At 62.8% G+C, this 23493-nt stretch carries 17 protein-coding genes and 3 tRNA genes; 6 read left to right on the top strand and 14 right to left on the bottom strand.

Annotation, left to right across the window (positions count from 1 at the left end):
• Positions 1 to 21: 21 nt before the first annotated feature.
• From GQB00_RS00405 to GQB00_RS00370, 8 genes are all read right to left on the bottom strand, one after another.
• Positions 22 to 273, bottom strand: a complete 252-nt coding sequence (locus tag GQB00_RS00405; protein ID WP_111496630.1) for an OadG family protein — start codon at positions 271 to 273, stop codon at positions 22 to 24.
• Positions 274 to 1033: 760 nt separating this feature from the next.
• A tRNA-Arg gene (locus GQB00_RS00400) sits at positions 1034 to 1110 on the bottom strand.
• A 207-nt stretch (positions 1111 to 1317) separates the two neighbouring features.
• Positions 1318 to 1394, bottom strand: a tRNA-Arg gene (locus tag GQB00_RS00395).
• 132 nt (positions 1395 to 1526) lie between these two features.
• A tRNA-Ser gene (locus tag GQB00_RS00390) sits at positions 1527 to 1617 on the bottom strand.
• Between the two features lie 196 nt (positions 1618 to 1813).
• Positions 1814 to 2014, bottom strand: coding sequence for a carbon storage regulator CsrA (gene csrA, locus GQB00_RS00385; RefSeq protein ID WP_111496631.1), 201 nt, complete (start codon positions 2012 to 2014; stop codon positions 1814 to 1816).
• Between the two features lie 184 nt (positions 2015 to 2198).
• Complete coding sequence (locus GQB00_RS00380) at positions 2199 to 3431, bottom strand: aspartate kinase (RefSeq protein WP_111496632.1); 1233 nt, start codon at positions 3429 to 3431, stop codon at positions 2199 to 2201.
• A 164-nt stretch (positions 3432 to 3595) separates the two neighbouring features.
• The gene (alaS, locus tag GQB00_RS00375; protein WP_165854855.1) at positions 3596 to 6226 is read right to left on the bottom strand and encodes an alanine--tRNA ligase; all 2631 of its coding nucleotides are present in this window, start codon (positions 6224 to 6226) and stop codon (positions 3596 to 3598) included.
• Positions 6227 to 6432: 206 nt separating this feature from the next.
• Positions 6433 to 7632 carry a DUF5610 domain-containing protein gene (locus GQB00_RS00370; protein ID WP_165854854.1) on the bottom strand — a complete coding sequence of 400 codons (1200 nt, stop codon included), beginning with the start codon at positions 7630 to 7632 and terminating at the stop codon, positions 6433 to 6435.
• 169 nt (positions 7633 to 7801) lie between these two features.
• Here GQB00_RS00370 and GQB00_RS00365 point away from each other — a divergent pair, with 169 nt between their 5' ends.
• Positions 7802 to 8299: an RDD family protein gene (locus GQB00_RS00365; protein ID WP_111496635.1), complete on the top strand. Its 498-nt coding sequence runs from the start codon at positions 7802 to 7804 to the stop codon at positions 8297 to 8299.
• A 14-nt stretch (positions 8300 to 8313) separates the two neighbouring features.
• On the opposite strand, the gene lptG is transcribed toward GQB00_RS00365, so the two are convergent.
• Together lptG and lptF are read right to left on the bottom strand one after the other, a co-directional pair.
• The gene (gene lptG / locus GQB00_RS00360; RefSeq protein ID WP_165854853.1) at positions 8314 to 9375 is read right to left on the bottom strand and encodes an LPS export ABC transporter permease LptG; all 1062 of its coding nucleotides are present in this window, start codon (positions 9373 to 9375) and stop codon (positions 8314 to 8316) included.
• Positions 9368 to 10474 carry an LPS export ABC transporter permease LptF gene (gene lptF, locus GQB00_RS00355; protein ID WP_111496637.1) on the bottom strand — a complete coding sequence of 369 codons (1107 nt, stop codon included), beginning with the start codon at positions 10472 to 10474 and terminating at the stop codon, positions 9368 to 9370. The genes lptG and lptF overlap by 8 nt, the downstream gene beginning before the upstream one ends.
• Before the next feature lie 251 nt (positions 10475 to 10725).
• Between lptF and GQB00_RS00350 the strand changes: the two genes are divergently transcribed.
• From GQB00_RS00350 to GQB00_RS00330, 5 genes are all read left to right on the top strand, one after another.
• On the top strand, positions 10726 to 12204 hold the full coding sequence (locus GQB00_RS00350) for a leucyl aminopeptidase (protein ID WP_165854852.1): 1479 nt from the start codon (positions 10726 to 10728) through the stop codon (positions 12202 to 12204).
• Positions 12194 to 12682, top strand: a complete 489-nt coding sequence (locus GQB00_RS00345) for a DNA polymerase III subunit chi (protein ID WP_165854851.1) — start codon at positions 12194 to 12196, stop codon at positions 12680 to 12682. The genes GQB00_RS00350 and GQB00_RS00345 overlap by 11 nt, the downstream gene beginning before the upstream one ends.
• Positions 12683 to 12791: 109 nt before the next feature.
• Positions 12792 to 15641 (top strand): valine--tRNA ligase, encoded by a 2850-nt coding sequence (locus GQB00_RS00340; RefSeq protein WP_165854850.1) that lies wholly within the window; start codon positions 12792 to 12794, stop codon positions 15639 to 15641.
• Between the two features lie 21 nt (positions 15642 to 15662).
• On the top strand, positions 15663 to 16565 hold the full coding sequence (locus tag GQB00_RS00335; RefSeq protein WP_165854849.1) for a ketopantoate reductase family protein: 903 nt from the start codon (positions 15663 to 15665) through the stop codon (positions 16563 to 16565).
• A 14-nt stretch (positions 16566 to 16579) separates the two neighbouring features.
• Entirely contained in the window at positions 16580 to 17143 is a 564-nt protein-coding gene (locus tag GQB00_RS00330; RefSeq protein WP_111496642.1) for a cob(I)yrinic acid a,c-diamide adenosyltransferase, read from the top strand.
• Between the two features lie 34 nt (positions 17144 to 17177).
• Here the strand turns inward: GQB00_RS00330 and GQB00_RS00325 are convergent, their stop codons facing one another.
• The 4 genes from GQB00_RS00325 to GQB00_RS00310 all read right to left on the bottom strand — a co-directional run bounded on the left by GQB00_RS00325 (position 17178) and on the right by GQB00_RS00310 (position 23331).
• Positions 17178 to 19205, bottom strand: coding sequence for a methyl-accepting chemotaxis protein (locus GQB00_RS00325; protein WP_165854848.1), 2028 nt, complete (start codon positions 19203 to 19205; stop codon positions 17178 to 17180).
• A gap of 188 nt (positions 19206 to 19393) precedes the next feature.
• A complete protein-coding gene (gene ampE, locus GQB00_RS00320) occupies positions 19394 to 20284 on the bottom strand; it encodes a regulatory signaling modulator protein AmpE (protein ID WP_111496644.1) in 891 nt (296 codons plus the stop codon).
• Positions 20284 to 20886, bottom strand: coding sequence for a 1,6-anhydro-N-acetylmuramyl-L-alanine amidase AmpD (gene ampD, locus GQB00_RS00315; protein WP_207950571.1), 603 nt, complete (start codon positions 20884 to 20886; stop codon positions 20284 to 20286). The genes ampE and ampD overlap by 1 nt, the downstream gene beginning before the upstream one ends.
• Positions 20887 to 21003: 117 nt before the next feature.
• Positions 21004 to 23331, bottom strand: coding sequence for a DUF1631 domain-containing protein (locus GQB00_RS00310; protein WP_165854847.1), 2328 nt, complete (start codon positions 23329 to 23331; stop codon positions 21004 to 21006).
• Positions 23332 to 23493: the final 162 nt, after the last annotated feature.

The following is a 23493-nucleotide window of genomic DNA, read 5'->3' as shown; positions in this document are numbered from 1 at the left end:
AAGTTTCTAATCGTTTATGGGTCACCGCTTGTGGCGGGACCGGAATTTCGCAACAGCCTGTTTAATGGCTTCGGCCGTATCAGGGTCCACTGATGTTGGCTGAGAAGGTTTGGCACGTGGGGATCGTGCAGGCGTAGCCGGTTCGGGTGGCGCCAGCCGGGCCACAACCTTGGACATCAAGGTGGTCGCGAACACCAGGATTATCAGAAAGACAAAAACAAATCCCATGCCGGCAACCATCAGCTCGACGGCCTTGGTCATCAAGTCATTCATGGAGTGCTACCTTATTGTGCGGATTTTTTTCCGACAGCAGCCGGCACGATAGATGCCGCTGCTTACAATTCGGAAGGCAAAATCCTGCGTAATTTACCGCTTTCCCCGCACCCCAGCAACCAAGGCAATCCGCACAAACCCGTAGCCAGCGCCGCAAACCCGCGCGGCTGGCGGCCTGCCCGAGCGCATTCAGCTTACTGATTCTCTGTATAAAAACGAAAAATACCCGGCGAGGGGTCCATCGAGCAGCCGAATGCCGGTCATCCTGGCCGCCGAAAGCAGGGAAAGGCGGCCGAATTCAAGCAGCCGGGACAGGTGGACGCACACCTCGAAAAGGGCTGCGCCTGGGGAGAAGCGGATCGAGCCATGCAACGCTGGGCGGGGCTCTTCGTTTGATATGGCGCGGCCGGGAGACTTCGGGCCTTCGGCCCTGCCCTCCGGGCCGTCGTCGCAAGCTCCGACGTTCCTACGCGTGCGCGGCACGCTCCGGTCGAACCTCTTATCGGTTCGAATCCCGTCGAAACTCTGCGCTACACAAACAAAAAACCCCACACTCGGCGGGGCTCTTTGTTTGATATGGCGCGGCTGGGAGGATGACTTCGGGCCTTCGGCCCTGCCCTCCGGGCCGTCGTCGCAGGCTCCGACGTTCCTACGCGTGCGCGGCACGCTCCGGTCGAACCTCTTATCGGTTCGAATCCCGTCGGAACTCTGCGCTACACAAACAAAAAACCCCGCACTCGGCGGGGTTCTTTGTTTGATATGGCGCGGCTGGGAGGATTCGAACCTCCGACCGCCTGGTTCGTAGCCAGGTACTCTATCCAGCTGAGCTACAGCCGCTTGAAACTTTCGTATCCAGTTTGGCAGTCGCTGCCAGGGGAGGATGACTCGGGTCTTCGACCTCGCCCCTTCAGGGTCGTCGTCGCTACCGCTCCGACGTTCCTCGGCACGCTTTGCGTGCTTTGGTTGAACCTCTTTCGGCTCAAATCCCTTTCGACTCTTCGACACCGCTTGCTCGGCGGTTACGAAATATCGATCCTGAATAAGTGGCGCGGCTGGGAGGATTCGAACCTCCGACCGCCTGGTTCGTAGCCAGGTACTCTATCCAGCTGAGCTACAGCCGCGTATCAAAACTCATTCAAGCAATAAGTGCTCTTCCTAAGAGCGAATCCGCTCTGAACAGCGGGCGCGCATTGAAACACTTATCAACGCATCCTTCAAGGATGCTTGCTCTCTTTTATTTCCAGAAATGGAAATGGCGGAGAGGGAGGGATTCGAACCCTCGATACGCGCAATGCGTATGGCTCCTTAGCAGGGAGCTGGTTTCAGCCACTCACCCACCTCTCCTTGAGAACGCGGCGTATAGTACCACAATTTTTCTGTTTTCATAGGGTTGACGGGAATTTTTTCGGGATCGATTTCAATCATTTTCGAGATTGATTACTGACTACCCAACTATCGCGCCAACCTGTTTAGTGAGTGATCAATGACAGCAGAATACGCACAAAAAACCCGCCCTGGTGTTGCGGCGGGTTATTGCCATTCAGATGTTGCCTGATTCGGTTTCATCCGGGTCCGTCTTTTCCTTCTGGATGCGCTGATAGATTTCTTCACGGTGTACGGCCACCTCTTTCGGTGCGTTAACGCCGATCCGAACCTGGTTGCCTTTTACCCCCAGAACCGTGACGGTCACTTCATCGCCAACCATCAGGGTCTCGCCAACGCGGCGGGTCAAAATCAACATGTCCTTTACTCCTTCTCTCCAGAGCTACCTGTTCCGACTTTCAACTATTACTTAACTATCTTTATAGCGGGACGACGCGGTTTTCGACACTCGCAATTGTCCGTAAGGGCAATCCCTGAGAGGGCCTAAGCCCCGAATCGTTCCCTTGTCACTCCAGACCAGACCGGCGCTTTGCTTTGCCCGGTCAGGCTTCCTGATCCTGTCGCTGAAGCTCGAAGGCACTGTGCAGCGCCCGAACAGCCAACTCGAGGTACTTCTCATCGATGACCACGGAGATCTTGATCTCGGACGTGGATATCATCTGGATGTTGATGCCCTCGTTGGAGAGCGACTCGAACATCCGCGTCGCAACGCCGGCGTGCGAACGCATTCCGACACCGACGATGCTGACTTTGGCGATCTTGCTGTCACCGCTGACCTCGCGGGCCGAAAGCTCATTGGCGATGTTTTCCAGGATCGCCCGGGCCCGTTTGTAATCGTTGCGGTGGACCGTGAAGGTGAAATCCGTGCGATTGTCAGCACTGACGTTCTGGACAATCATGTCCACTTCGACATTGGCATCGCTGATTGGTTTGAGTATACGCAGCGCACTGCCCGGTGTATCAGGTACGCCGGAAATCGTCAGTTTCGCCTCATCCCGGTTAAACGCAATGCCGGAAACAACCGGTTGTTCCATGTCACCCTCTTCATCAAGCGTAATCAGAGTCCCCTCGCCTTCCCCGAAGCTCGACAGGACACGCAATGGGACGTTGTACTTGCCCGCAAACTCGACCGCCCGGATCTGCAGGACCTTGGAACCGAGACTGGCCATCTCGATCATTTCCTCGAACGTGATCCGCTCCAGGCGGCGAGCGCTGTCCACGACTCGGGGGTCGGTGGTATAGACCCCGTCTACATCAGTATAGATCTGGCACTCGTCCGCCTTCAGGGCAGCGGCCAGGGCCACCGCCGTGGTGTCGGAGCCGCCCCGCCCCAGAGTGGTGATATTGCCGTCACCGTCCACACCCTGAAACCCGGCGACCACCACCACGCGACCGTGATCCAGGTCGGAGCGCATGCGCGCCTCGTCGATGCTCTGGATACGCGCCTTGGTGTGCGCGTTATCGGTCACGATGCGAACCTGGGAACCGGTGTAGGAGCGCGCATCCTGCCCATACTTCTGCAGGGCCATCGACAGCAGCGCAATGGTGACCTGCTCTCCGGTAGAGACCAGGACATCCAGTTCCCGGGGCGTCGGCTCTTCCATCATTTCCTGGGCAAGGCCGATCAGACGGTTGGTCTCGCCACTCATCGCCGACACCACCACTACAATGTCGTGCCCTTCTCTTCGGAACCGGGCGACGCGTTCGGCCACTGCATTGATCCGCTCGATGGTGCCCACGGATGTACCGCCAAATTTCTGGACCAGAAGTGCCATCGTCTTCCTTATTTCAAGCTGTCAGACCGGGTTTTCCAACCAAATGCCGCGCTGCTACCAGCGTTCAGGGACACCAGACACAGCGCGGCGATTATAAAGGGACTTCAGGCCGCAGGATACTGTTTCCAAGGCTCCACAGCGCCCACGACCGTGTTGTCGGCGACTCAGCGGCTGGTAGCCTCCTCGACCCAACCGCTCACCTGGGACAGCGCTCCAGGCAGCTTGTCCGGGCTGGAACCGCCACCCTGGGCCATATCGGGCCGGCCACCGCCCTTGCCGTCCACGGCTGCGGCGAGTTTCTTCATGATGTCGCCGGCACGAACCCGGTCGGTCGCATCCTTGGTCACGCCGGCCACCAGCGTCACTTTGTCGCCCTCTTTCGCAGCCAGAACCACCACCGCAGACCCCAGCTTGTTCTTGAGCTGGTCGGCCGTATCCATCAACGCCTTGCGATCAGCGCCTTCCAGCTCGGAGGCCACGACCTTCAGACCGTTCACGTCGACAGCCGAGCCCGCCAGGTCGGAACCGGCCGAGCTGGCCAGCTTGGCCTTGAGCTGCTCCAGCTCTTTCTCCAGCTGGCGATTGCGCTCCAGCGCGGATTCGACTTTTTCGACAACACTGTCACGCGTACCGCGTACCAGCCCGGCAACCTTGCCCAGGCGGGCGTCAATGTCGTCCATCCAGGCCAGCGCGCCCTTACCGGTCACCGCCTCAATGCGGCGTACGCCGGAGGAAATACCGCTCTCGGAGACGATGCGGAACGCGCCGATATCCCCGGTGCGGGAGACGTGGGTGCCACCGCAGAGTTCGACGGAAAAGTTGTCGCGCCCCATCGACAGGACCCGCACCTCGTCGCCGTACTTCTCGCCGAACAGCGCCATGGCGCCCTTGGCTTCGGCCCGCTCCATATCGGTGACCTCGATCTCCACCGCCTCGTTCGCCAGGATCTGGTCGTTCACCTGGGCTTCGATGATCTTGAGCTGCTCCGGAGTGACCGCCTCGAAATGCGAGAAGTCAAAACGCAGGCGCTCGGCCTCGACCAGCGAGCCCTTCTGGGTGACGTGATCGCCCAGGACATTACGCAGCGCGGCGTGCAACAGATGCGTCGCCGAATGGTTCAGGGCAATGGCCTGGCGGCGGCCGTGGTCAATGCGAGCGTCCACTTCCAGTCCGGGGAACAGTTCGCCCTCGATCACCGTCCCGATGTGCAGATGGTTGCTGCCTTCTTTCCGGGTATCGCTCACCTGGAAGCGGCCACCGCTCCAGGTCAGCAGACCGGTGTCGCCCACCTGGCCGCCGGATTCGGCGTAGAACGGCGTGCGCTCAAGGACCACCACGGCCTCATCGCCGGCCTGGGCATTGGCTTCCTCGCCTCCCACCAGGACCGTACGAATCTTCTCGTGGCCATCGATGCGCTCGTAGCCGGTAAACTCCGTGCTGCCTTCGAGGTTGGCGGTGGCGTTGTAGTCGATGCCGAACTTGGAGGCGGCACGGGCACGCTCACGCTGCTCTTCCATGGCCGCCTCGTAACCGGCGTAGTCCAGGGTCAGCCCACGCTCGCGGGCGATGTCGTTGGTCAGGTCTACCGGGAAGCCGTAGGTATCGTACAGGGTGAAAATGGTCCGCCCCGGAATCTCTGAGCTTTCCAGGCGCTCGATGTCCTGTTCCAGCAGTCGCAATCCCTTGTCCAGGGTACGGGCAAACTGCTCTTCTTCCTGCAGCAACACCTTCTCGATCTGGGCCTGGGTGCGCACCAGCTCCGGATAGGCCTCGCCCATCAGCTCAACCAGGGCCGCAGTCAGCTTGTAGAAGAAAGGCTCACGAGCACCCAGCTTGTTGCCGTGACGGGCCGCGCGGCGAATGATCCGGCGCAGCACGAAGCCACGCCCTTCGTTGGACGGCATCACGCCGTCAGCAATCAGGAACGCGCAGGAACGGATGTGGTCCGCCACCACCCGCAGGGAGGCTTCCTCGGTATCAATGCCCCCCAGGATGTCAGACGCCGCCTTGAGCAGGTCCTGGAACAGGTCGATTTCGTAGTTGCTGTGCACGCCCTGCAGAACCGCAGTAATCCGCTCGAGCCCCATGCCGGTGTCCACGGACGGTTTGGGCAGCGGCTGCATTTCGCCGTCGGCGGTGCGATTGAACTGCATGAAAACCACGTTCCAGATCTCGATGAAACGGTCGCCGTCCTCTTCCGGGGAGCCGGGAGGGCCGCCGGCGATTTCCGGGCCGTGGTCGTAGAAGATCTCGGTACAGGGGCCGCAGGGACCGGTGTCGCCCATCTGCCAGAAGTTATCGGAAGCGTATTCCGCACCCTTGTTGTCGCCAATGCGGATGATCCGGTCCGCCGGCACTCCCATGCCTTCGTTCCAGATGCGGTAGGCTTCGTCGTCCGAGGCGTAGACGGTGACCAGCAGCTTTTCCTTGGGCAGCCCCAGCCAGTCGTCGCCGGTCAGGAAATTCCAGGCGAATTCGATGGCTTCCTGCTTGAAATAATCGCCGAAGCTGAAGTTGCCCAGCATTTCGAAGAAGGTGTGATGACGGGCGGTGTAGCCAACGTTCTCCAGATCGTTGTGCTTACCACCGGCGCGAACGCAGCGCTGGGAACTGGTAGCACGGGTATAGCCACGGTCTTCACGGCCCAGGAATACGTCCTTGAACTGGTTCATGCCCGCATTGGTGAACAGCAGGGTCGGGTCGTCATGGGGAACCAGAGAGCTGCTGGGAACAATCTCATGCCCCCGCTGCTGGAAGTATTCCAGAAAAGTCTTTCGCAGTACTGCGGTTTTCATAGCCGTGTCCTGATCGCCTCGTCAGAAATTCAGTTCGAAAATGGAGCCAGCCTGGCCACCCGAAATCAGACAGACCTCCAGGCCGGCGGAAACGCCATACATAAGGCCGCTACTCTAGCACAGCCGCAGGGTGTAAAAAACGAGAAACGCCGCCCGGAAGGCGGCGTTAGGGCTGTCTCGTCAGGAAGATGCGACCCGCGTCGGGTTCAGGAATCCGAATCGTCGGCGCCTGATTCCAGCCCGCCAATTATGGCCTTCCAGAACTCATTCATAAGGTCAGCAGTGTCGGATTCAAGCGGCCGGGAAGCACTGGCGTCGAGGTCCGAGACAATCTGGTCCATTAAACTTGCCAATGAGGCGCCATCGACACCCTGCCCGCTGGCCTGGCGAGCCAGGTCCTGCACTTCACCGGCCAGCCCGGCGAGTGGGCGCAACCGGCTGGCGGCCGACGTCTCGCCGGCAACGGACTCATAGGCAGAAGCGCTCACCGTGCGGCTCGAACTCAGGTTCAGGCTGAAGCTGGCCAGTTCCTCTCCGTCCAGCCCGAGTGACTGGGCCGCGCTGAAGGCGGACTGGATATCGCCGTCGAAGAAGCGTCCGGCCACGGACTGAACATCCTCGAAAAGCTCCGTCAGAGCCGCTCGCTCGCCGTCGTCCAACTCGCCTTCCACGGCAAACTGATAGCTCCCGGCGAACAGACTGACACTTGAAGACTGGCTGGCACGCCCTGCGTCCGACGTCACCGACGCCTGACTGACACCGGCGTAACGCTGCTCATCCATCCGCACCGTCACCACATCGCCATCCCGGGTTCGCACCTCGAACGCCAACTGGTCGCGGGATGCGGCCTCCACCCGACTGGCTGAGACCTGCGACGCCGGGGTAGCACCCGGCTCGTTCAGGAAGCGCTTGGATAGCTGGTCGAGCCCTTGCTGGATGCGGGAAAAACTGTCGTCGATGCCCGCTGACAGGTCGTCGCTCATCATGCCCAGCGCCTCGATCTGCTCGCGAGCCTCGGCAAAGCCCTGCTCGACGCCCGCCCGGGCCTGCTCCATCAAACTGGACAGGCGCTCGCTGTCGGCACCCGCGTCGGCCTCCTGCTGCAACCGGCTCTGCACAAAGCCGAGCACCCGCCCGGCCACATCAGCGGCGCTGGGCGGCTCGAATGACGACGACGCGGTCCGGCCCGAGGCACCCGTGTCGCGGCCGCTCGACATAGCCGCCTGGAGCCGCTGGTCAAGACGTGCCCGCAACACATCGATGGCATCCTGGGGCGTGCGCACGCTCGATTCGCCAGGCGCACTCCGGCCTGCCCGCTCGCTGCCCGGCTTACCGCCGGTGGCACCGTCCTGGCGCGGCTGACGACCCAGGTAATCAGCACCGCCGCTTCTGATGGAATCGATCATAAGGCCTCCCGCGAGTCATCCCGTAGCGGGCCTGGTCACCCGCCGCACCTGTTCCTCCTTAGCGGCCCGGACACCTCAATCTTTAGGAATGTTTGGGTATACTGACGACGTGCCACAGGTCCTTCACGCATAAGCCTCAACGCCATGGCGCCCGATTCGGAGTCCACACATGCCCCAGCGTTTCCATGCCACCGACGAACTCCTGCCGCCCGCCAGTCTGGTCAAACGGCTGCTGGCCATGATCTACGACGGTCTCATCTGCATCGCGGTGCTGATCGTCACCAGTTGGGCCTACACCATGCTGGCGGCCTGGGTCATCGGTTTCGAGGAATACAAGGCCCTGGCGGAATCGGGCCGGCTGTCGTCGGACCCGCTGCTCACATCGGTCCTGTTCGTCACCCTTTTCGTGTTCTTCGGCTACTTCTGGACCCGTACGGGGCAGACGCTCGGCATGCAGGTATGGCGGGTAAGGATCGAGAATGCCGACGGCACGTCGATTCGCTGGTATCAGGCGCTGCTGCGCTACCTGACGGGCTGGCTCAGCTGGCTGATCGGCGGGCTCGGATATCTTTGGATGCTGTGGGACAGCGAGAACCGCAGCTGGACCGACCGCGCGTCGGAAAGCCGGGTGGTGACGGTGCCCAGGCCGTCAGACCGCAAAGCCTGACGGCCTGGAGAGCGCTATCCCGCCCGTCGCATGAGGATGGCGCCCACAACGGCGCTGACGACAATGGGCGCGGCGATCGCAATGATCGGACTGAACCCGAAAACCAGGCTCATGGGTCCCAGCAGGTCCTGGGCGTACTTGAACAGCAGCCCCACGATGATGCCGGTAAACACCCGGAAGCCCATGGTCACCGAGCGCAACGGCCCGAACACGAAGGAAATCGCCACCAGCACCATCACGGCCGTCGCCAATGGCCCCAGCACCTTCTTCCAGAACGCCAGCCAGTAGTTGCCGGAACTCAGGCCCTGCTCATCAAGATAGGTGCCGTAGGTATACAGGCCGCTGATGGACAGGTCCTCCGGCTTGACGATCAACACGCTCAGAACATCGGGCGACAGCTCCGAATCCCAGCGAATTTGCGGGGCCGTATCGCGGGTGGTGCCGTCACGCGTGAGGTGCGTGGTCACGGTATCCTCGAGATTCCAGTGATCGCCCTGGTAGTGCGCCTGCTTGGCGAACGTCGCCGACATCAGCCAGCGGTCGTCGTCGAAACGGAACAGCGACAAGCCGTGCAACACGCCATCGGGCTGAACGGCATTGACATGGATAAAGGTATCCCCCTCCCGGTGCCATAACCCCTCCGCCGACGCCACGTTGCTGCCGGCGCCCGTGGCCACGGCTTTCTGGCTCTGGGCCATACGCTCGAAATGCGGGGCCACGAACTCGCCCAGCGCCAGCCCGAGAATGACCACCACGATCGTCGGTTTCATCGCCGACCAGACAATCCGGCGCAGCGACACCCCGGCGGCGCGGATCACCACCAGTTCGGACGTACTGGCCAGGGCGCCCAGCCCGATCAGGCAGCCCATAAAGGCCCCCAGCGGCAGATAGTCATAGATTCGCCGAGGCAGGGTCATGATGATGTACAGCAGCGCTTCCAGCGCCTGGTAATTGTTTTCGGTGTCGTCCAGCTCACCGATGTAGCCGAAAATCAGGTCCAGCGACAGCACAACCACCATGACCAGGATGGTGGCTCCACCCACGGTCTTGATGATGTAGCGATCCAGCTTACGCATGGGCGGCCCCCTCTTTCTGCAGGCGCCGCTTACGCAGCCAGTCGGGACCGAACTGCAGCCACAGGGCAATACACAGGAAGATCACGTGCACCCAGGTTAGTCCCAGCCACTCGGGCACCTGCTGCTTGGCCAGGGCATCCCGCGCCACGATCAGCAGCCCCAGGTACACGATGTAGATCATCATGGCCGGCAACAGATGGAAGAAGCGCCCCTGTCGGGGATTGACCCGACTGAGCCGGACCGCCAGCAAGGTCACGATGGGCACGATCAATGGCAGCGACAGGCGCCAATGAAACAGCGCCCGCAACTCCGGATCGTCCGAGTTCATCAGCTCGAGCGTGGAGAGGGCTTCCTCGTCACTCTTCTTGCGGTAGGACTCCGGCCCGGTGATCTTGAGGCCGTAGGCGTCGAAGGACGTCACCTTGTAATCGAGCTGTCCGGGGTTGCCCTCGAAACGCTGCCCGTCCTCCAGCACCAGGAAGCGGCTACCGGTATTCTCGTCCACGTATTGGGAACCGGATTCCGCGGTGGTCATGGTGAGCCCGGAACCGTCCTCGGCAAATTCTGCAATGAACACGCCGACCAGCTCCTTGCGGTCGCTGGTCAGCCCTTCGACGTAGGTCACCCGGTCACCGGACGACAGGCTCTGGAAGCGGCCCGGTGACAGAAGCTCGAATTCGGTCGCCTGGCGCTGCTGGTTGATGATGTCCTGCACCTTCTGCATGCCCCAGGGGGAAACGTAGAGACTCATGGCGCCCACGATGATCATCACCACCACGCTGGCCACCATGGTCTGGGCCAGCACCTGGCGATCACTGACGCCACAGGCAAACAGCACGCTCATCTCACTGTCGAGATACATCCGGCCGTACGCCAGCAGGATGCCGATGAACAGCCCCAGCGGAAGGATCAGCTCCAGGAATCCGGGAAAACGGTAGCCCATGATGGCGAACAGCACGTCGCCGGCCAGCTCGCCGGCGGCCGCGTCGGCCAGGTATTTGATGAAACGGCCACTCATGAACACGAGCAGCAGGACCCCGGAAACCGCCAGCATACTGACGATGACCTGGCGGGTCAGGTAGCGGAAGATGATGCCCAAAATGTCCTTCCCAAACTGAGCGGATGGAGGTTCCCTACGAACCCGCGCTATTCTAGATAACCTTGAAGGCGAATGACAGGCTGCCGGCCAGCCACAGCGCAATCCGGACCGCACGGGCCGGCGTAGCCAATGGCGACAGCCATAACGTACACTTGGGGCCTTTCGGGCGGCCACAGGATGCCGCCGGTGCCACGCCCTTACCGTCGTCGCCGAGCCGACGACCGATGCAGAATCAACCAAACGGAGCTGCCATGAAATACACCCTGAACAGCAAATCCCTGACCGACATCAAAGCCGACTGCCTGGTCGTGTCCGTTCCCGAGAAAGGCGACTGGCCGGCCTCCACCTCCGCCGCCGACGCGGCTCTCAATGGCCAGATCAAGGATTTGCAGAAGAACGGGGATATCTCTGGCAAAGCGGGCAGCAACCTGATGCTGCCGCTCAAGGAGCAGCCCTGGAAACGCCTCCTGGTCGTCGGCAGCGGCAGCGATGCGCCCCAGGACCCACTGGGCTTCCGCAAGCTGCTGAACACAGCGTTTGCCAAGCTGCAGGACTCCCCCGCCAAACACGCCCTGGTCGCCCTGGCGGACAATGATGTCCGGGACCGCGACGAAGCCTGGCGCGTCAGCCTGATCGCCCGTGTCTGCGAGGAACAGCAATACCGATTCGGTGAGTTCAAGAGCAGCAAGACCACCGCGCCGGCGCTGAACCGGGTCTCCGTGACGACCTCGGCCAACAACAAAGCCCTCAAGGCCGCGCTGGCCACCGGCGAAGCCGTCGGCCACGGCATGAACTTTACCCGCGATCTGGGCAACACCCCGCCCAACGTCTGCCACCCGACCTGGCTGGCGGAACAGGCGACGAACCTCGCCAAGGAACACGACGTCATCAAGACCGAGATCCTCGACGAGAAGCAAATGAAGAAGCTGGGCATGAACAGCCTGCTGTCCGTTTCCGCCGGCAGCGACCAGCCGGCCAAGCTGATCGTGATGGAATACCGCGGCGGCAAGGCCAAAGAGAAGCCGCACGTACTGGTAGGCAAAGGCATCACCTTTGACTCCGGCGGCATCAGCCTCAAACCCGGCGAAGGCATGGACGAGATGAAATACGACATGGGCGGGGCCGCCGGTGTCTTTGGGGCCATGCGTGCGATTGCCGAGATCAAGCCGGCCATCAACGTGGTGGCCATCGTGGCGGCCGCAGAGAACATGCCGGGGGGCGGCGCGACCCGTCCAGGCGACATCGTCACCTCCATGTCCGGCCAGACCATCGAAATCCTCAACACCGACGCCGAGGGCCGCCTGGTACTGTGCGACGCCCTGACCTACGCCGGCAAGTACAACCCGGCAACCGTGGTCGACCTGGCCACCCTGACCGGGGCCTGCATCATCGCCCTGGGCAAGGAAACCACTGGCCTGTTCAGCAACGACGACGAACTGGCGCAGCGCCTGCTGCAATCCGGCCAGACCACCGGTGACCGGGCGTGGCAGCTGCCCATCTGGGACGCTTACCAGGCGCAGTTGGACAGCAACTTCGCCGACATGCAGAACATCGGCGGACGCCCGGCCGGCTCCATCACCGCGGCGTGCTTCCTGTCGCGCTTCACCAAGCAGTACCGCTGGGCGCACCTGGACATCGCCGGAACGGCCTGGCTGTCCGGCAAGGAGAAAGGCGCCACCGGTCGTCCGGTGCCGCTGCTGGTCGACTACCTGCTGTCCAATGTCGGCTGATCCATCCGGCCGGCCGCAAGGCCGGCACTGGTTCTACCTGCTGCCCCAGGACACCGAATCCGCGCGCCTGCTCTACGCCGCCCGCCTGACGGAGAAAGCGTGGAAGCAGGGCGACCGGATCGGCCTGGTGTGCAACCCGGGCGAACAGCTGGAGGCCGCGGACACCATGCTCTGGCAGTACAGTCCGGAGAGTTTCCTGCCGCACCGGCGCCTGGCGCGCAGCGCGGATCCCTGCCCGGAGCGGGTCGGCTTGATGACGGACCACCCGTCGCCGGATGACTGGGACACGGTGATCGTGCTGGGCAATACCCTGCCAGCCCACGCCGACCGCTTCCAGCGTCTGGCCCTGATCGCCAGTTCCGACGCCGCCACCCTGAACCAGGCCCGCACCCATTTCCGCCAGCTGCGCGAGCTGGGCATCGAAGCCCGCGTGCACGACGCCCGGCGCGCCGCAGGAAGCAACCAGACGGGGCACTAGGCCCCGCGGCTACGCGTCCTCCGGGCACCCTGCCAGGGTTCGCCCGGATGTTCCGCGCCATGTATAATCACGTCCCTCACGTTTAACCAGGCATTAAGCAGATACCTTCATGGAAAAGACCTACCAGCCCGAGAATATTGAGCGTCAGTGGTACCAGAACTGGGAGCAGAAGGGTTACTTCCGTCCGCAGGGCGAAGGCGACTCCTACTGCATCATGATCCCGCCGCCCAATGTCACCGGCAGCCTGCACATGGGCCATGCGTTCCAGCACACCATCATGGACACCCTGACCCGGTTCCGCCGCATGCAGGGCCGCAACACGCTCTGGCAGGTAGGCTCCGACCACGCGGGCATCGCCACGCAGATGGTGGTCGAGCGCAAACTGGCCGTGGAAGAGGACAAGAACCGCCACGACCTGGGCCGCGACGAGTTCATCAAGCGTATCTGGGACTGGAAAGAGGAATCCGGCGGGACCATCACCCGCCAGATGCGCCGCCTGGGTAACTCGGTGGACTGGGATCACGAGCGCTTCACCATGGACGACGGCTTCTACAAGGCGGTCCAGGAAGTCTTTATCCGCCTGTACGACGAGGGCCTGATCTACCGCGGCAAGCGCCTGGTCAACTGGGACCCGAAACTGCACACCGCCATCTCCGACCTGGAGGTGGAGAACAAGGAAGAGAAGGGCCACTTCTGGCACCTGCGCTACCCGCTGGCCCACGGTGAGACAACCCGCGACGGTAAGGACCACCTGGTGGTCGCCACCACCCGCCCGGAAACCCTGCTGGGCGACACCGCGGTCGCCGTGCATCCGTCCGACGAGCGCTACCAGCATCTGATCGGCAAGACCGTCATGCTGCCCCTGGTCAACCGTGAGATCCCCATCATCGCCGACGAGCACGCCGATCCGGAAAAAGGCTCCGGCTGCGTGAAGATCACCCCGGCCCACGATTTCAACGACTACGCCGTCGGCAAGCGCCATGAACTGCCGATGATCAACGTGATGACGCCGGATGCCGATATCCGCGCCGAGGGCGAAGTCTTCAACAGCGACGGCACCGCCAACACCGACATCAGCGGCGCCCTGCCCTCCGCCTACGCCGGCCTGTCCCGCGAGGACGCCCGCAAGCAGATCGTCGCTGACCTGGACACCGACGGCCTGCTGCATCAGGTGGAAGACCACGTGCTGAGCGTGCCGCGCGGCGACCGTTCCGGCCTGATCATCGAGCCGATGCTGACCGACCAATGGTTCGCCGACGCCAAGACCCTGGCCAAGCCGGCCATCGAAGCGGTGGAAGACGGTCGCATTGAGTTCGTGCCCAAAAACTACGAGAACATGTACTTCTCCTGGATGCGCGACATCCAGGACTGGTGCATTTCCCGCCAGCTCTGGTGGGGCCACCGCATCCCGGCCTGGTACGACGCCGAGGGCAACATCTATGTAGGCCGCGACGAAGCGTCTGTGCGCGAGAAATACAGCCTGGCCGCCGACCTCAACCTGGAGCAGGACGCCGACGTCCTCGACACCTGGTTCAGCTCCGCCCTGTGGACCTTCGGTACCCTGGGCTGGCCGGAAGACAGCGAGCGCCTGGCCACGTTCCACCCCACCGACGTGCTGGTCACCGGCTTCGACATCATCTTCTTCTGGGTCGCCCGGATGATCATGATGACCATGCACTTCATGAAGGACGAGAACGGCCAGCCGCAGGTGCCGTTCAAGACCGTTTACGTCACCGGCCTGATCCGCGACGAACAGGGCAACAAGATGTCCAAGTCGAAGGGCAACGTCCTCGACCCGCTGGACATGATGGACGGCATCTCCCTGGAAGACCTGCTGGACAAGCGCACCGGCAACATGATGCAGCCGCAGCTGGCGCAGAAGATCGCCAAGCGCACCAAGAAAGAATTCCCGGAAGGCATCAGCGCCCACGGCACCGACGCGCTGCGCTTCACCCTGGCGTCCCTGGCCACCACCGGCCGCGACATCAACTGGGACATGAAGCGCCTGGAAGGCTACCGCAACTTCTGCAACAAGCTGTGGAACGCCGCCCGCTATGTGCTGATGAACACCGAAGGCGAGGACTGCGGCACCAACGACGAGCCGGTGGAACTGTCCCTGGCGGACCGCTGGATCATCAGCGCCCTGCAGACCTGCGAGAAAGAAGTGACCCGCCACCTGGACCAGTACCGCTTCGACCTCGCCGCCTACGCCATCTACGAGTTCATCTGGAACGAGTACTGCGACTGGTACCTGGAGCTGTCCAAGCCGGTACTGACCGACGACAACGCCTCCGCCGAAGCCAAGCGCGGCACCCGCCGCACCCTCGTGCGCGTACTCGAAGCCGTGTTGCGCATGGCGCACCCGATCATTCCTTACATTACCGAGGAAATCTGGCAGCGCGTGGCGCCGCTGGCCGGCAAGTCGGGCGACACCATCATGCTGCAGCCCTACCCGCAGGCCGAAGAGAGCCGGATCGATGCGGATGCCGAAGCGGACATCGAATGGCTCAAAGGCGCCATCGTCGCTGTGCGCAATATCCGTGGCGAGATGAACATCTCACCCGCCAAGCGGATTCCAGTACTGCTGCGCGGCCCGGACGCCGACCACCAGCGCATGGAGAAGAACCGCAGCTTCCTGGTCTCCCTGGCCAAGCTGGAGAACCTGACCTGGCTGGGCGACGAAGAGGCCCCCATGTCCGCCACCCAACTGGTGGGCGAGATGGAAGTGCTGGTGCCCATGGCCGGCCTGATCGACAAGGACGCCGAACTGGCTCGCCTGGACAAAGAGCTGGAACGCATCGGCAAGGACATCAAGCGCCTGGAGGGCAAGCTGGGCAACGAGAGCTTCACCGCCAAGGCCCCGGCCGAAGTGGTGGAGAAAGAGAAAGCCAAGCTGGCCGACGCCGAAAGCAGTCTCACCCGCCTGCAGGACCAGCGCGGCAAGATCGAAGCCATGTAAAACCGCTGGAGCCGGCGCCCGATGACCGAATCGACCGTTTCCCCGATCCTGATCATCGGCGCCGGCGCCATGGGCCGCACCTGGGCGGCCCATCTGCAGCCCACTCGGCCCGTGGTCTTTGCCACCCGCCGCTCGCCGGGCGACACCGTCAGCTATCTGATGACGGACACCGACGGCGTCCAGCGCCACGTCTCCATTCCCCTCTGGGATCACCTGCAGTCGCTCTCGGCCGCCCTGGTCATGACCAAGGCGCCAGACGCCGAGGCCGCGGTTGAGCGGCTTCAGGCCGATCTCCCCGCGCACCTTCCACTGGTTCTCTTCCAGAACGGCATGGGCAGCCAACAGACAATCCGGGACCGTTTCGGGCCCCACCACCCGGTGCTGGCCGCGTCCACCACCGAGGGCGCCTACATCGCACCGGAAGGCCATCTGGTCCACGCCGGTCGCGGCACCACCTGGCTGGGTGGACTGAACGATTCCGGTCGCGCCAGCGTAGATACCGTGCGCCAGTTGCTGACTCCATGCGGCCTGCGCCTGGACGTCGACCCGGATGTTGAGGCGCGACTGTGGCAGAAACTGGCGATCAACGCCGGCATCAACCCGTTTACCGCCCTGCTCGACTGCCCCAACGGTGAGATCCTGGGAACGCCCTACTTCGAGGAAGGCATCGGCGCGGTGTGTCGCGAGGTGAGCGCGTTGATGCAGCACGAGGGGCGCCACGCCAGCCCGACAGCGCTGGAACAGCAGGTGCGGGACGTGGCCCGGCGCACGGCGGCCAACAGCTCGTCAATGCGCCAGGACGTGCGCGCCGGACGAAGCACCGAAATAGACATGATGAACGGGTTCGTCGCCCGGGCTTCGGCCGCCGCCGGGCTGGCCGCTCCGGTCAACGAAGCCCTGGCCGACGCCGTAAAAGCACTCTGACGAGGACAGGATTCATGGGTTACCGACTTTCCAAGATCTATACGAAGACCGGGGACGACGGCTCCACCGGGCTGGCGGACGGCAGCCGCATTGCCAAGAACGCCCAACGGGTGGACGCCATGGGCACCGTCGACGAACTGAACTGCCAGATCGGCGTGCTGATTGAAGAACTGGACGGGGAGGCCGAACTGGCGACGCTGCTGCGCCAGATCCAACACCATCTGTTCGACCTGGGCGGCGAGTTCGCCATACCGGGCAGCCACATGATCGGCGACGGCCACATCGAGTGGCTGGAAAACACGCTGGACGAATGGAATGAAGCCTTACCGCCGCTGAAAAACTTCATCCTGCCCGGCGGTCGGCGCGACGCCGCACACTGTCATCTGGCCCGCGCCATCTGCCGCCGCGGCGAGCGGGTGGTGGTGGCCCTTGGGCACGAAGATTCCATCAACGACGCTTCGCGCCGCTACCTGAACCGGTTGTCGGACCTGCTGTTCGTGTTTGCCCGCATCCTCGCCCGCCGCAATGGCGGCGAGGAGGTACTCTGGTCCCCTTCCCCGGATAAACCCAAAGACTGACCGCTTGGCGCGCCGCCCGGACGGACGGCGGCGCTCACACCCGGAAAGACGCCACCAGCCGGCGCAGCTCGCCGGTCAGGCCTGACATTTCCTGCGCCGCCGACAGCGTTTCCTGCGCATTGCCGGCGGTACGATGGCCCAGGTCGGTGATCTGCTCGACGTTGGTGTTGATGTTCTTAGCCACCGCCGACTGCTCTTCGGACGCCTGGGCGATCTGGTGGCTCATATCCACGATGGTGGAAATCCCCGCCAGAATCTTCTCCAGGGCATCGGTGACTTCCGAGGATTTGGCCACGGTGGCATCGGTCACCTCATGGCTGTTGGTCATGGCGCTCACCGCCTCACGCACACCGCCCTGCAGGCGACCAATCATTTCTTCGATGTCCTCCGTCGAACGGTGCGTGCGCCGGGAAAGGGAGCGCACCTCATCCGCCACCACCGCGAAACCGCGCCCCTGCTCCCCGGCGCGGGCCGCCTCGATGGCGGCGTTCAGGGCCAGCAGGTTGGTTTGCTCGGCAATCGCCTTGATCTCCACCAGCACCTGGCTGATGCTGTCGCTGTCCTGGCTGACGCGGTTGATCACGTCCACGGCCCCACGGATTTCATGAGCCAGCGTATGGATCGTGTCGACGGTTTCGGCGACCACCTGACGACCGGTTTCCGCGTCCTTCTCGGCGTGACCGGCCGAGTCCGACGCGCGCTGGGCGCTTTCCGCCACTTCCTGCACCGTGCCCACCATCTGCTGCATGGCGTCGGAAATCTGGTCGGTTTCCGCCATCTGTCGGGTCACCGCCTCGCTGTTGGCGCTGGCGCTGTCGTTCACCCGGGCCGCCTGGCCATCCACGTCACCGGTGGTGCGGCTGACCGAACGCACCAACTCCGCCATGTGCCGGGTCATGTTATTGAATTCGCCGGTCAGGGCGCCCAGCTCGTCACGGTTATCCAGCTGGATCTGAGCGGTCATGTCACCTGCGGCCACCTGTCGGGCCGCCGCGCCAAACCGGTTGATCGCCGTGCGCACCGACAGGAAGAAACCCAGGTAGAGATAGACCACCACCAGGAGCAGCGCTCCCAGCACCAGGAAGATCGTCAGGCGCTGCCCGGTTTCATCCGCCAGCCGCGCCTCGAGATTGCCGCGCACGATGCTGAACAGAGTATCCTGCAGGGCAAAATGACGCTCGATCTCAGGCGACACCAGGGCATCAAAGTCCTGCCAGGACATTTCCAGCCGGTACGGCGTAATGACGTTCACATCCAGTCCATCGCGCACCGCGACGCTGCTCTGCACCACCGAATCAATCGCGTCGGCATGCTGCTTCAGGACCGGGGACGCGCCAACCGCGACCTGGAATTCCGACTCAATGCGGCTGTTGAGACTCGTAAGCTCGTCGAAAAGACCGTTCATCACATCGGCCAGGGCATAGCCCACGGTGCCCTGATCCAGCGCGTAGATACCGAAGGCGCGCACTCGCCCCTCAAGGCTGGCCGAATCATGGACCGAGTTGGCGGCCAGCTGCAGCAGCATCTGGTTGTCCGGATCGGCATCCCGGGCCAGACCGGACACCTTCAGCGTCGATTCCAGCAGCGCCCGGGTCTTCTGCACGAATTCCTGGTAGTAACCAATCTGGGGATCGATGTTGCTCTGGAAAATGTCTTCCTGTCGGAGCTGCTGCCACGCCTCGCCCACCGCAGCGACCTGCGCATTCCAGGCGCCGTTGTGGTCGAATCCGGGCCGGGACGCCTGCAGCGCCTCGAGGGTCCCGTCAATCCGCTGTGCGGCTTCATCACTCATGGACAGGAACGCGTCATCATTGCGCACCTTGCCAACGGCGCGGTAGTCACGGTAGTCGTACGCGGCACGGACCAGCGCATTAACACGGTCCAGTTGCGTCAATCCTTCCGCCTCTTCACTGATGGCGGCGATGGACTGGTTGAGCTGGCTGACCAGCAGGTAGGACAGGCCGCCAATCGGCAGCAGGAACAGGACACTGATGAGGCCGAACTTATAGATCATCGGCAACCGGTTCATCAGCGCGACGGCAGGATACAGCAGTTGACTCACACGTTCCCCCTCTAACACGCGTGCTGGCCAATCCACAGCCAGGGTTCTTGTTTTTTGTTATGTCACGCTTCTTAACGTGCTGGGTGTCGGCAGCCGCGAGATAGCGTCGTTATGGTTATTATCGGCCGGCGTTCGATAAAGTTGAGTTTTATCGTTTTTCTTCAGGCCATGACAGGCCGGCACCGGTTTTACGTAAACACCCCGCCAATGGCCAGCAATGCCAGGGCACAGATCCACACGAACAGACTGCGGTTCATCAGGTCGCGTACCGCGCGCAGGCTGCGCTCACCGTAGTCCTGCCACTCGTCCGGGTGCGTCCGGGCGAAGCGGTCCGGGTCAAGCGAATAGCTCGACAACGCCCGATTGGCGCTATCGAACAATAGGTCGGCCGCGGCCATACCGGGTGACAGGATGCGCCGTCCGGCACCGCCCATCCAGCCCGCCAGATCACCCGCCACACCGAAGCTGATGCTGAGCAGGCGCGCCGGAATCCAGGCAATCGGGAAAACGAAGCGGGCAAAGGTTTCACGGCCGGCCGGATGTGGCCAGTGATCCCGCAGGGCCACCGCCAGGCGCGCACCGACGGCGCCCGCCGGGCCGGCCAGCACGTACCAGAAAATCACCAGGAAATAACGCTCGAACACCACCGCCACAAATTGGCGCGCCAGCAGTCGATGCAGTTCCCGCGGCTCCGTCGCCAACCCGCGCTCCGGCGCTGGAAGCAGATGATTGACGTGGTGCCAGGCGGCCTGGGCATCCCCACGGCGCCAGGCTTCGCCATAGGCCCCCAGCGGATTACGCCAGCCCGGCACACCCATCATAGCCAGCAGCACGACCAGGTCGAGCAACCAGGTCAGCGGCCACACCGGGCTTCGTTGCAGTGCGATATTCAACACAGCCACCGCGACCACCAGCAGAACCAGCAATGCCAGGCCAAGCCCTGCGCGCGCCTCACGGCCCGCCGCCACCCCGGGGAATCGGGCCAGCGCCCGGCGCAGCCAGCCTTCCGCCCCTTCGCGGGGAGAGCTGTCGAGAAACCGCCGCATCACATAGGCCACCAGCAGAATGACAAACCCCATCAGCAGGAGTCTCCGGCCGGAGGGACCGCATCCGCCAGGCACAGCCGGAAATGCGACCAGTCGAACGCCGGCCCCGGGTCCGTCTTGCGACCGGGCGCGATGTCGCAGTGGCCCGTCATGCGCTCAGGGGTCACCGCCGGCCAGCGCGTCCGGATCGCCTGGGCAAGAGCCGCCAGCGTCCGGTATTGTCCGGCTTCGTAGGGCAAGTCATCGGTGCCTTCCAGCTCGATGCCGATACTGAAGTCGTTACATTCGTCTTCGCCGATAAAACTCGAGCGCCCGGCGTGCCAGGCCCGATCCTGAAAGGACACGAACTGCACGCAGGTGCCGTCACGGCGCACCAGAGCGTGGGCCGATACACGCAGGTCGCGGATTTCCTGGAAATAAGGATGCTCCGCCGCGTCCAGCTGGTTGCAGAAAAAGCGCTCGATGGCGTCTCCACCAAACCGGCCCGGCGGCAGGCTGATGTTATGGACCACCAGAAGCGAGATGGGGCGCTCGGGAGGACGGGGCCCGAAGTTGGGCGACGGGCAGTGTTCAACGTCGACGAGCCAGCCGGCATCGTCAATCTGGAAGGTTTGGTTACGGGACCGGGCAGTCAAAATGCATCCATCGCTTGTTCAGGAGGAAACCGAAATCCGGTCCGCCATTCTACGTCGATTCATGCACAAAGCAACGAAGTGCCGCCCACCGGGCAAAGGCGGCTACCCGGAACACCGTCAGTCCCGGCGGTTATGGCGCAGGTTGTCGATGATCGATTCCAGCGCCCGGTCGAAGATCAGGCCATCATCGAGCATGCTGACTTCCCCCGTGGAAAGCGCCTGGGCCACATCTTCCAGGGTGTATTCCTTGACCTTCGCACCATTGCGGTTAACGAAAATGAACTTGCCGGTCGCCTTGATCACCGCGGCCAGCTTACAGCGGCTCTTCTGGCCGTCGTTGAGCAACTCCACCCAGGAACCCACCCGCAGCTTCTGAGCCATGTCCTGCCAGCGCGGATCAACATCGGCATGCTCGGTCCCGACTGTTTCTTCCGCTGCCGGAGCAACCGGCGCCCGAGGCGCCTCCGGGGTATTCGCGGCCTCGGCAACCGGTGCCGGCTCCGTCGGCTCGCTGACCTGAGGCGCCTGGAACTCGGCGACAGCCTCAGCCACTGACGCATCAACCGGCGGTTCCGGCGTGTCGACCGGAGCCGCTACCGGAGACTGCAACGCCAGCTGCTGCAGGATATCCACATGGGCCAGCTCCAGATCCCGAATCAGGGCATCGCTGGCGAACGGGTCCCAGGAAATGGAATGCAGGGATTTGCGCAGGTTGTCCACGATGGACGGGATGCGACGCAGCAGTTGGGCGCGGGTTTCATCGGTCACCGGAGCAGGATCAACACTCCACACCAGTTCCCGGGCCAGCTCGACCGAATGGGTCCAGGCATCGCTGCCCTCACCTTCGCGCAAGTAGAGGAACTGCAACACTTTCATCCAGGGCTCGCCCAGGATGGTATGAACCACTTCAGGAAGCTGGCGACCGGACTGCAGCGGCTCCAGCACCAGGCGGGCCGCCTCACGGGCGCGCTCCTGCCGGGCGCGGCCTTCTTCGGCGTCACGCAGCCGCTGCTCGACCAGCTCTCGGCGGCGCCGGTCAAGGTCCATGAAGTGACTGAATTCCGCCAGCAGCTCGGAGAACAGTTCGACATTGTCGGTAAAGTCACCGACTAGACGATCCACCACCGCCTCGATCTTTTCGCGCAGCGGATCACGCTGACCGGCCGCTTTCTCGGTCCAGCCGATGCCCGCCATGGCCAGCTCGTTGAGCAGCTTACGCGCCGGGTGGCCGCCCCGGTTGAAGAAGCTCCGGTCCAGCAGTGCCACCTTGAGGATCGGGATCTGCAGGCGCCCGATCACCATCTTCATGGCCTGCGGCAGTTGCCGGTCTTCGAGGATGAAATCGAACAGCATGGTCACCAGGTTGACCACATCGGCGTCCACCTGGTTCAACGACGCCATGGCCTGTCCCTTGCGGGCGAGCATCGTTTCCACCTGCCGGGTCAGATTGCCTCCGCCGGTGGTTTCCTCCTGGCCGTGCTCCGCATCGTAGACGTCATACCGGCTCTGGAGCTGCGCCAGTTGGCGCATCAGCTCCGTCGTCGTCATATCCGAGCCCGCACCGGCGCTACTGTCAGCCTGGGCACTGCCCTGCTGGGTGTGCAGCAGGGCCGACAGCTCGGAAAACGTCGCCTGATGGTCGCCCTCGACGGGAGGAAAACCATCCGGCCGGGTGGAGGGCTCTTCGGCGTCGGTCTGTTGCGGAGCCGACGCCGAGGCCTTGGGCGCCGGTCGTTTCTTCATCGGTGCGCCCACCGGCGGGCGCTTCATGTCCGGCAACACGCCCTGCTTGATCAGCAGCTCGTTGGCATCGCGGTAAAGACTGTCGAGCCGATGAATAAACAGCTTGTCGAACAGCTTGAGCACCACCAGCTTGGCGCGGATATCGATATCGAGATCGTTGCAGGCTTCCTGCAGACCGCTGCAGATCACTTCCGGACTGAGCGGCATATGCCGGTCTTCAAGCTTTGCCGCGGGGACCAAGTGCTGGAAACGGTGTACCAGCATGCGGATCAGCTCCTGGTGCCGGTTACGCAGCTTGTTGATCAGGTTGTCGATGGCCACTTGCTGCTCGTGATCACCGTGATCGACCAGACTGAGAGCCTCCTGATCAATTTCCGTGAGGCCGGAGGAGCGGGGGCGCGGATCGAACGAGCCCATTTCATTGAAAGCCCGGGCCACCCACTGCTGGATTGACAGGGACATCGCCTTGCGGCGCAGGCGCAGTTCGCGCATGGCATCGAAGTAGGCGGATTGATCCTGATTGGAACCGGCCTTGTCGGCCAGGTCGAACAGGGCATCGTCGGCACTGTCGAAGAATTCCGAGAGCTGCGTGCGCAGGGACTGCCCGGAATAGTCACGCAGCCGGATCAGCGATGCAGGCAACGAGAACGAACGTTCTCCGGATGCCTTGCGCAGATCCACAACGCGATTGTCACTGACCATGACGACTGCCTCCGAGCACCTGGCTGTATGCCATCGTCCTGGCTGACGATTGCAAACGGCCCATTTCACATGAGTTTACATCCACTCTGGCATCATAGGCGGAAACCGCGTCATCTTGTGTCAGGTTTTGTCACCAATTGTGACGACCCAAACCACGTCACA

The organism is Marinobacter sp. JSM 1782161 (assembly GCF_011421605.1).
GTDB classification, from domain to species: domain Bacteria; phylum Pseudomonadota; class Gammaproteobacteria; order Pseudomonadales; family Oleiphilaceae; genus Marinobacter_A; species Marinobacter_A bohaiensis.
Note: the sequence above shows the minus strand (reverse complement) of the source record. Positions and strands in the feature narration are given on the sequence as shown.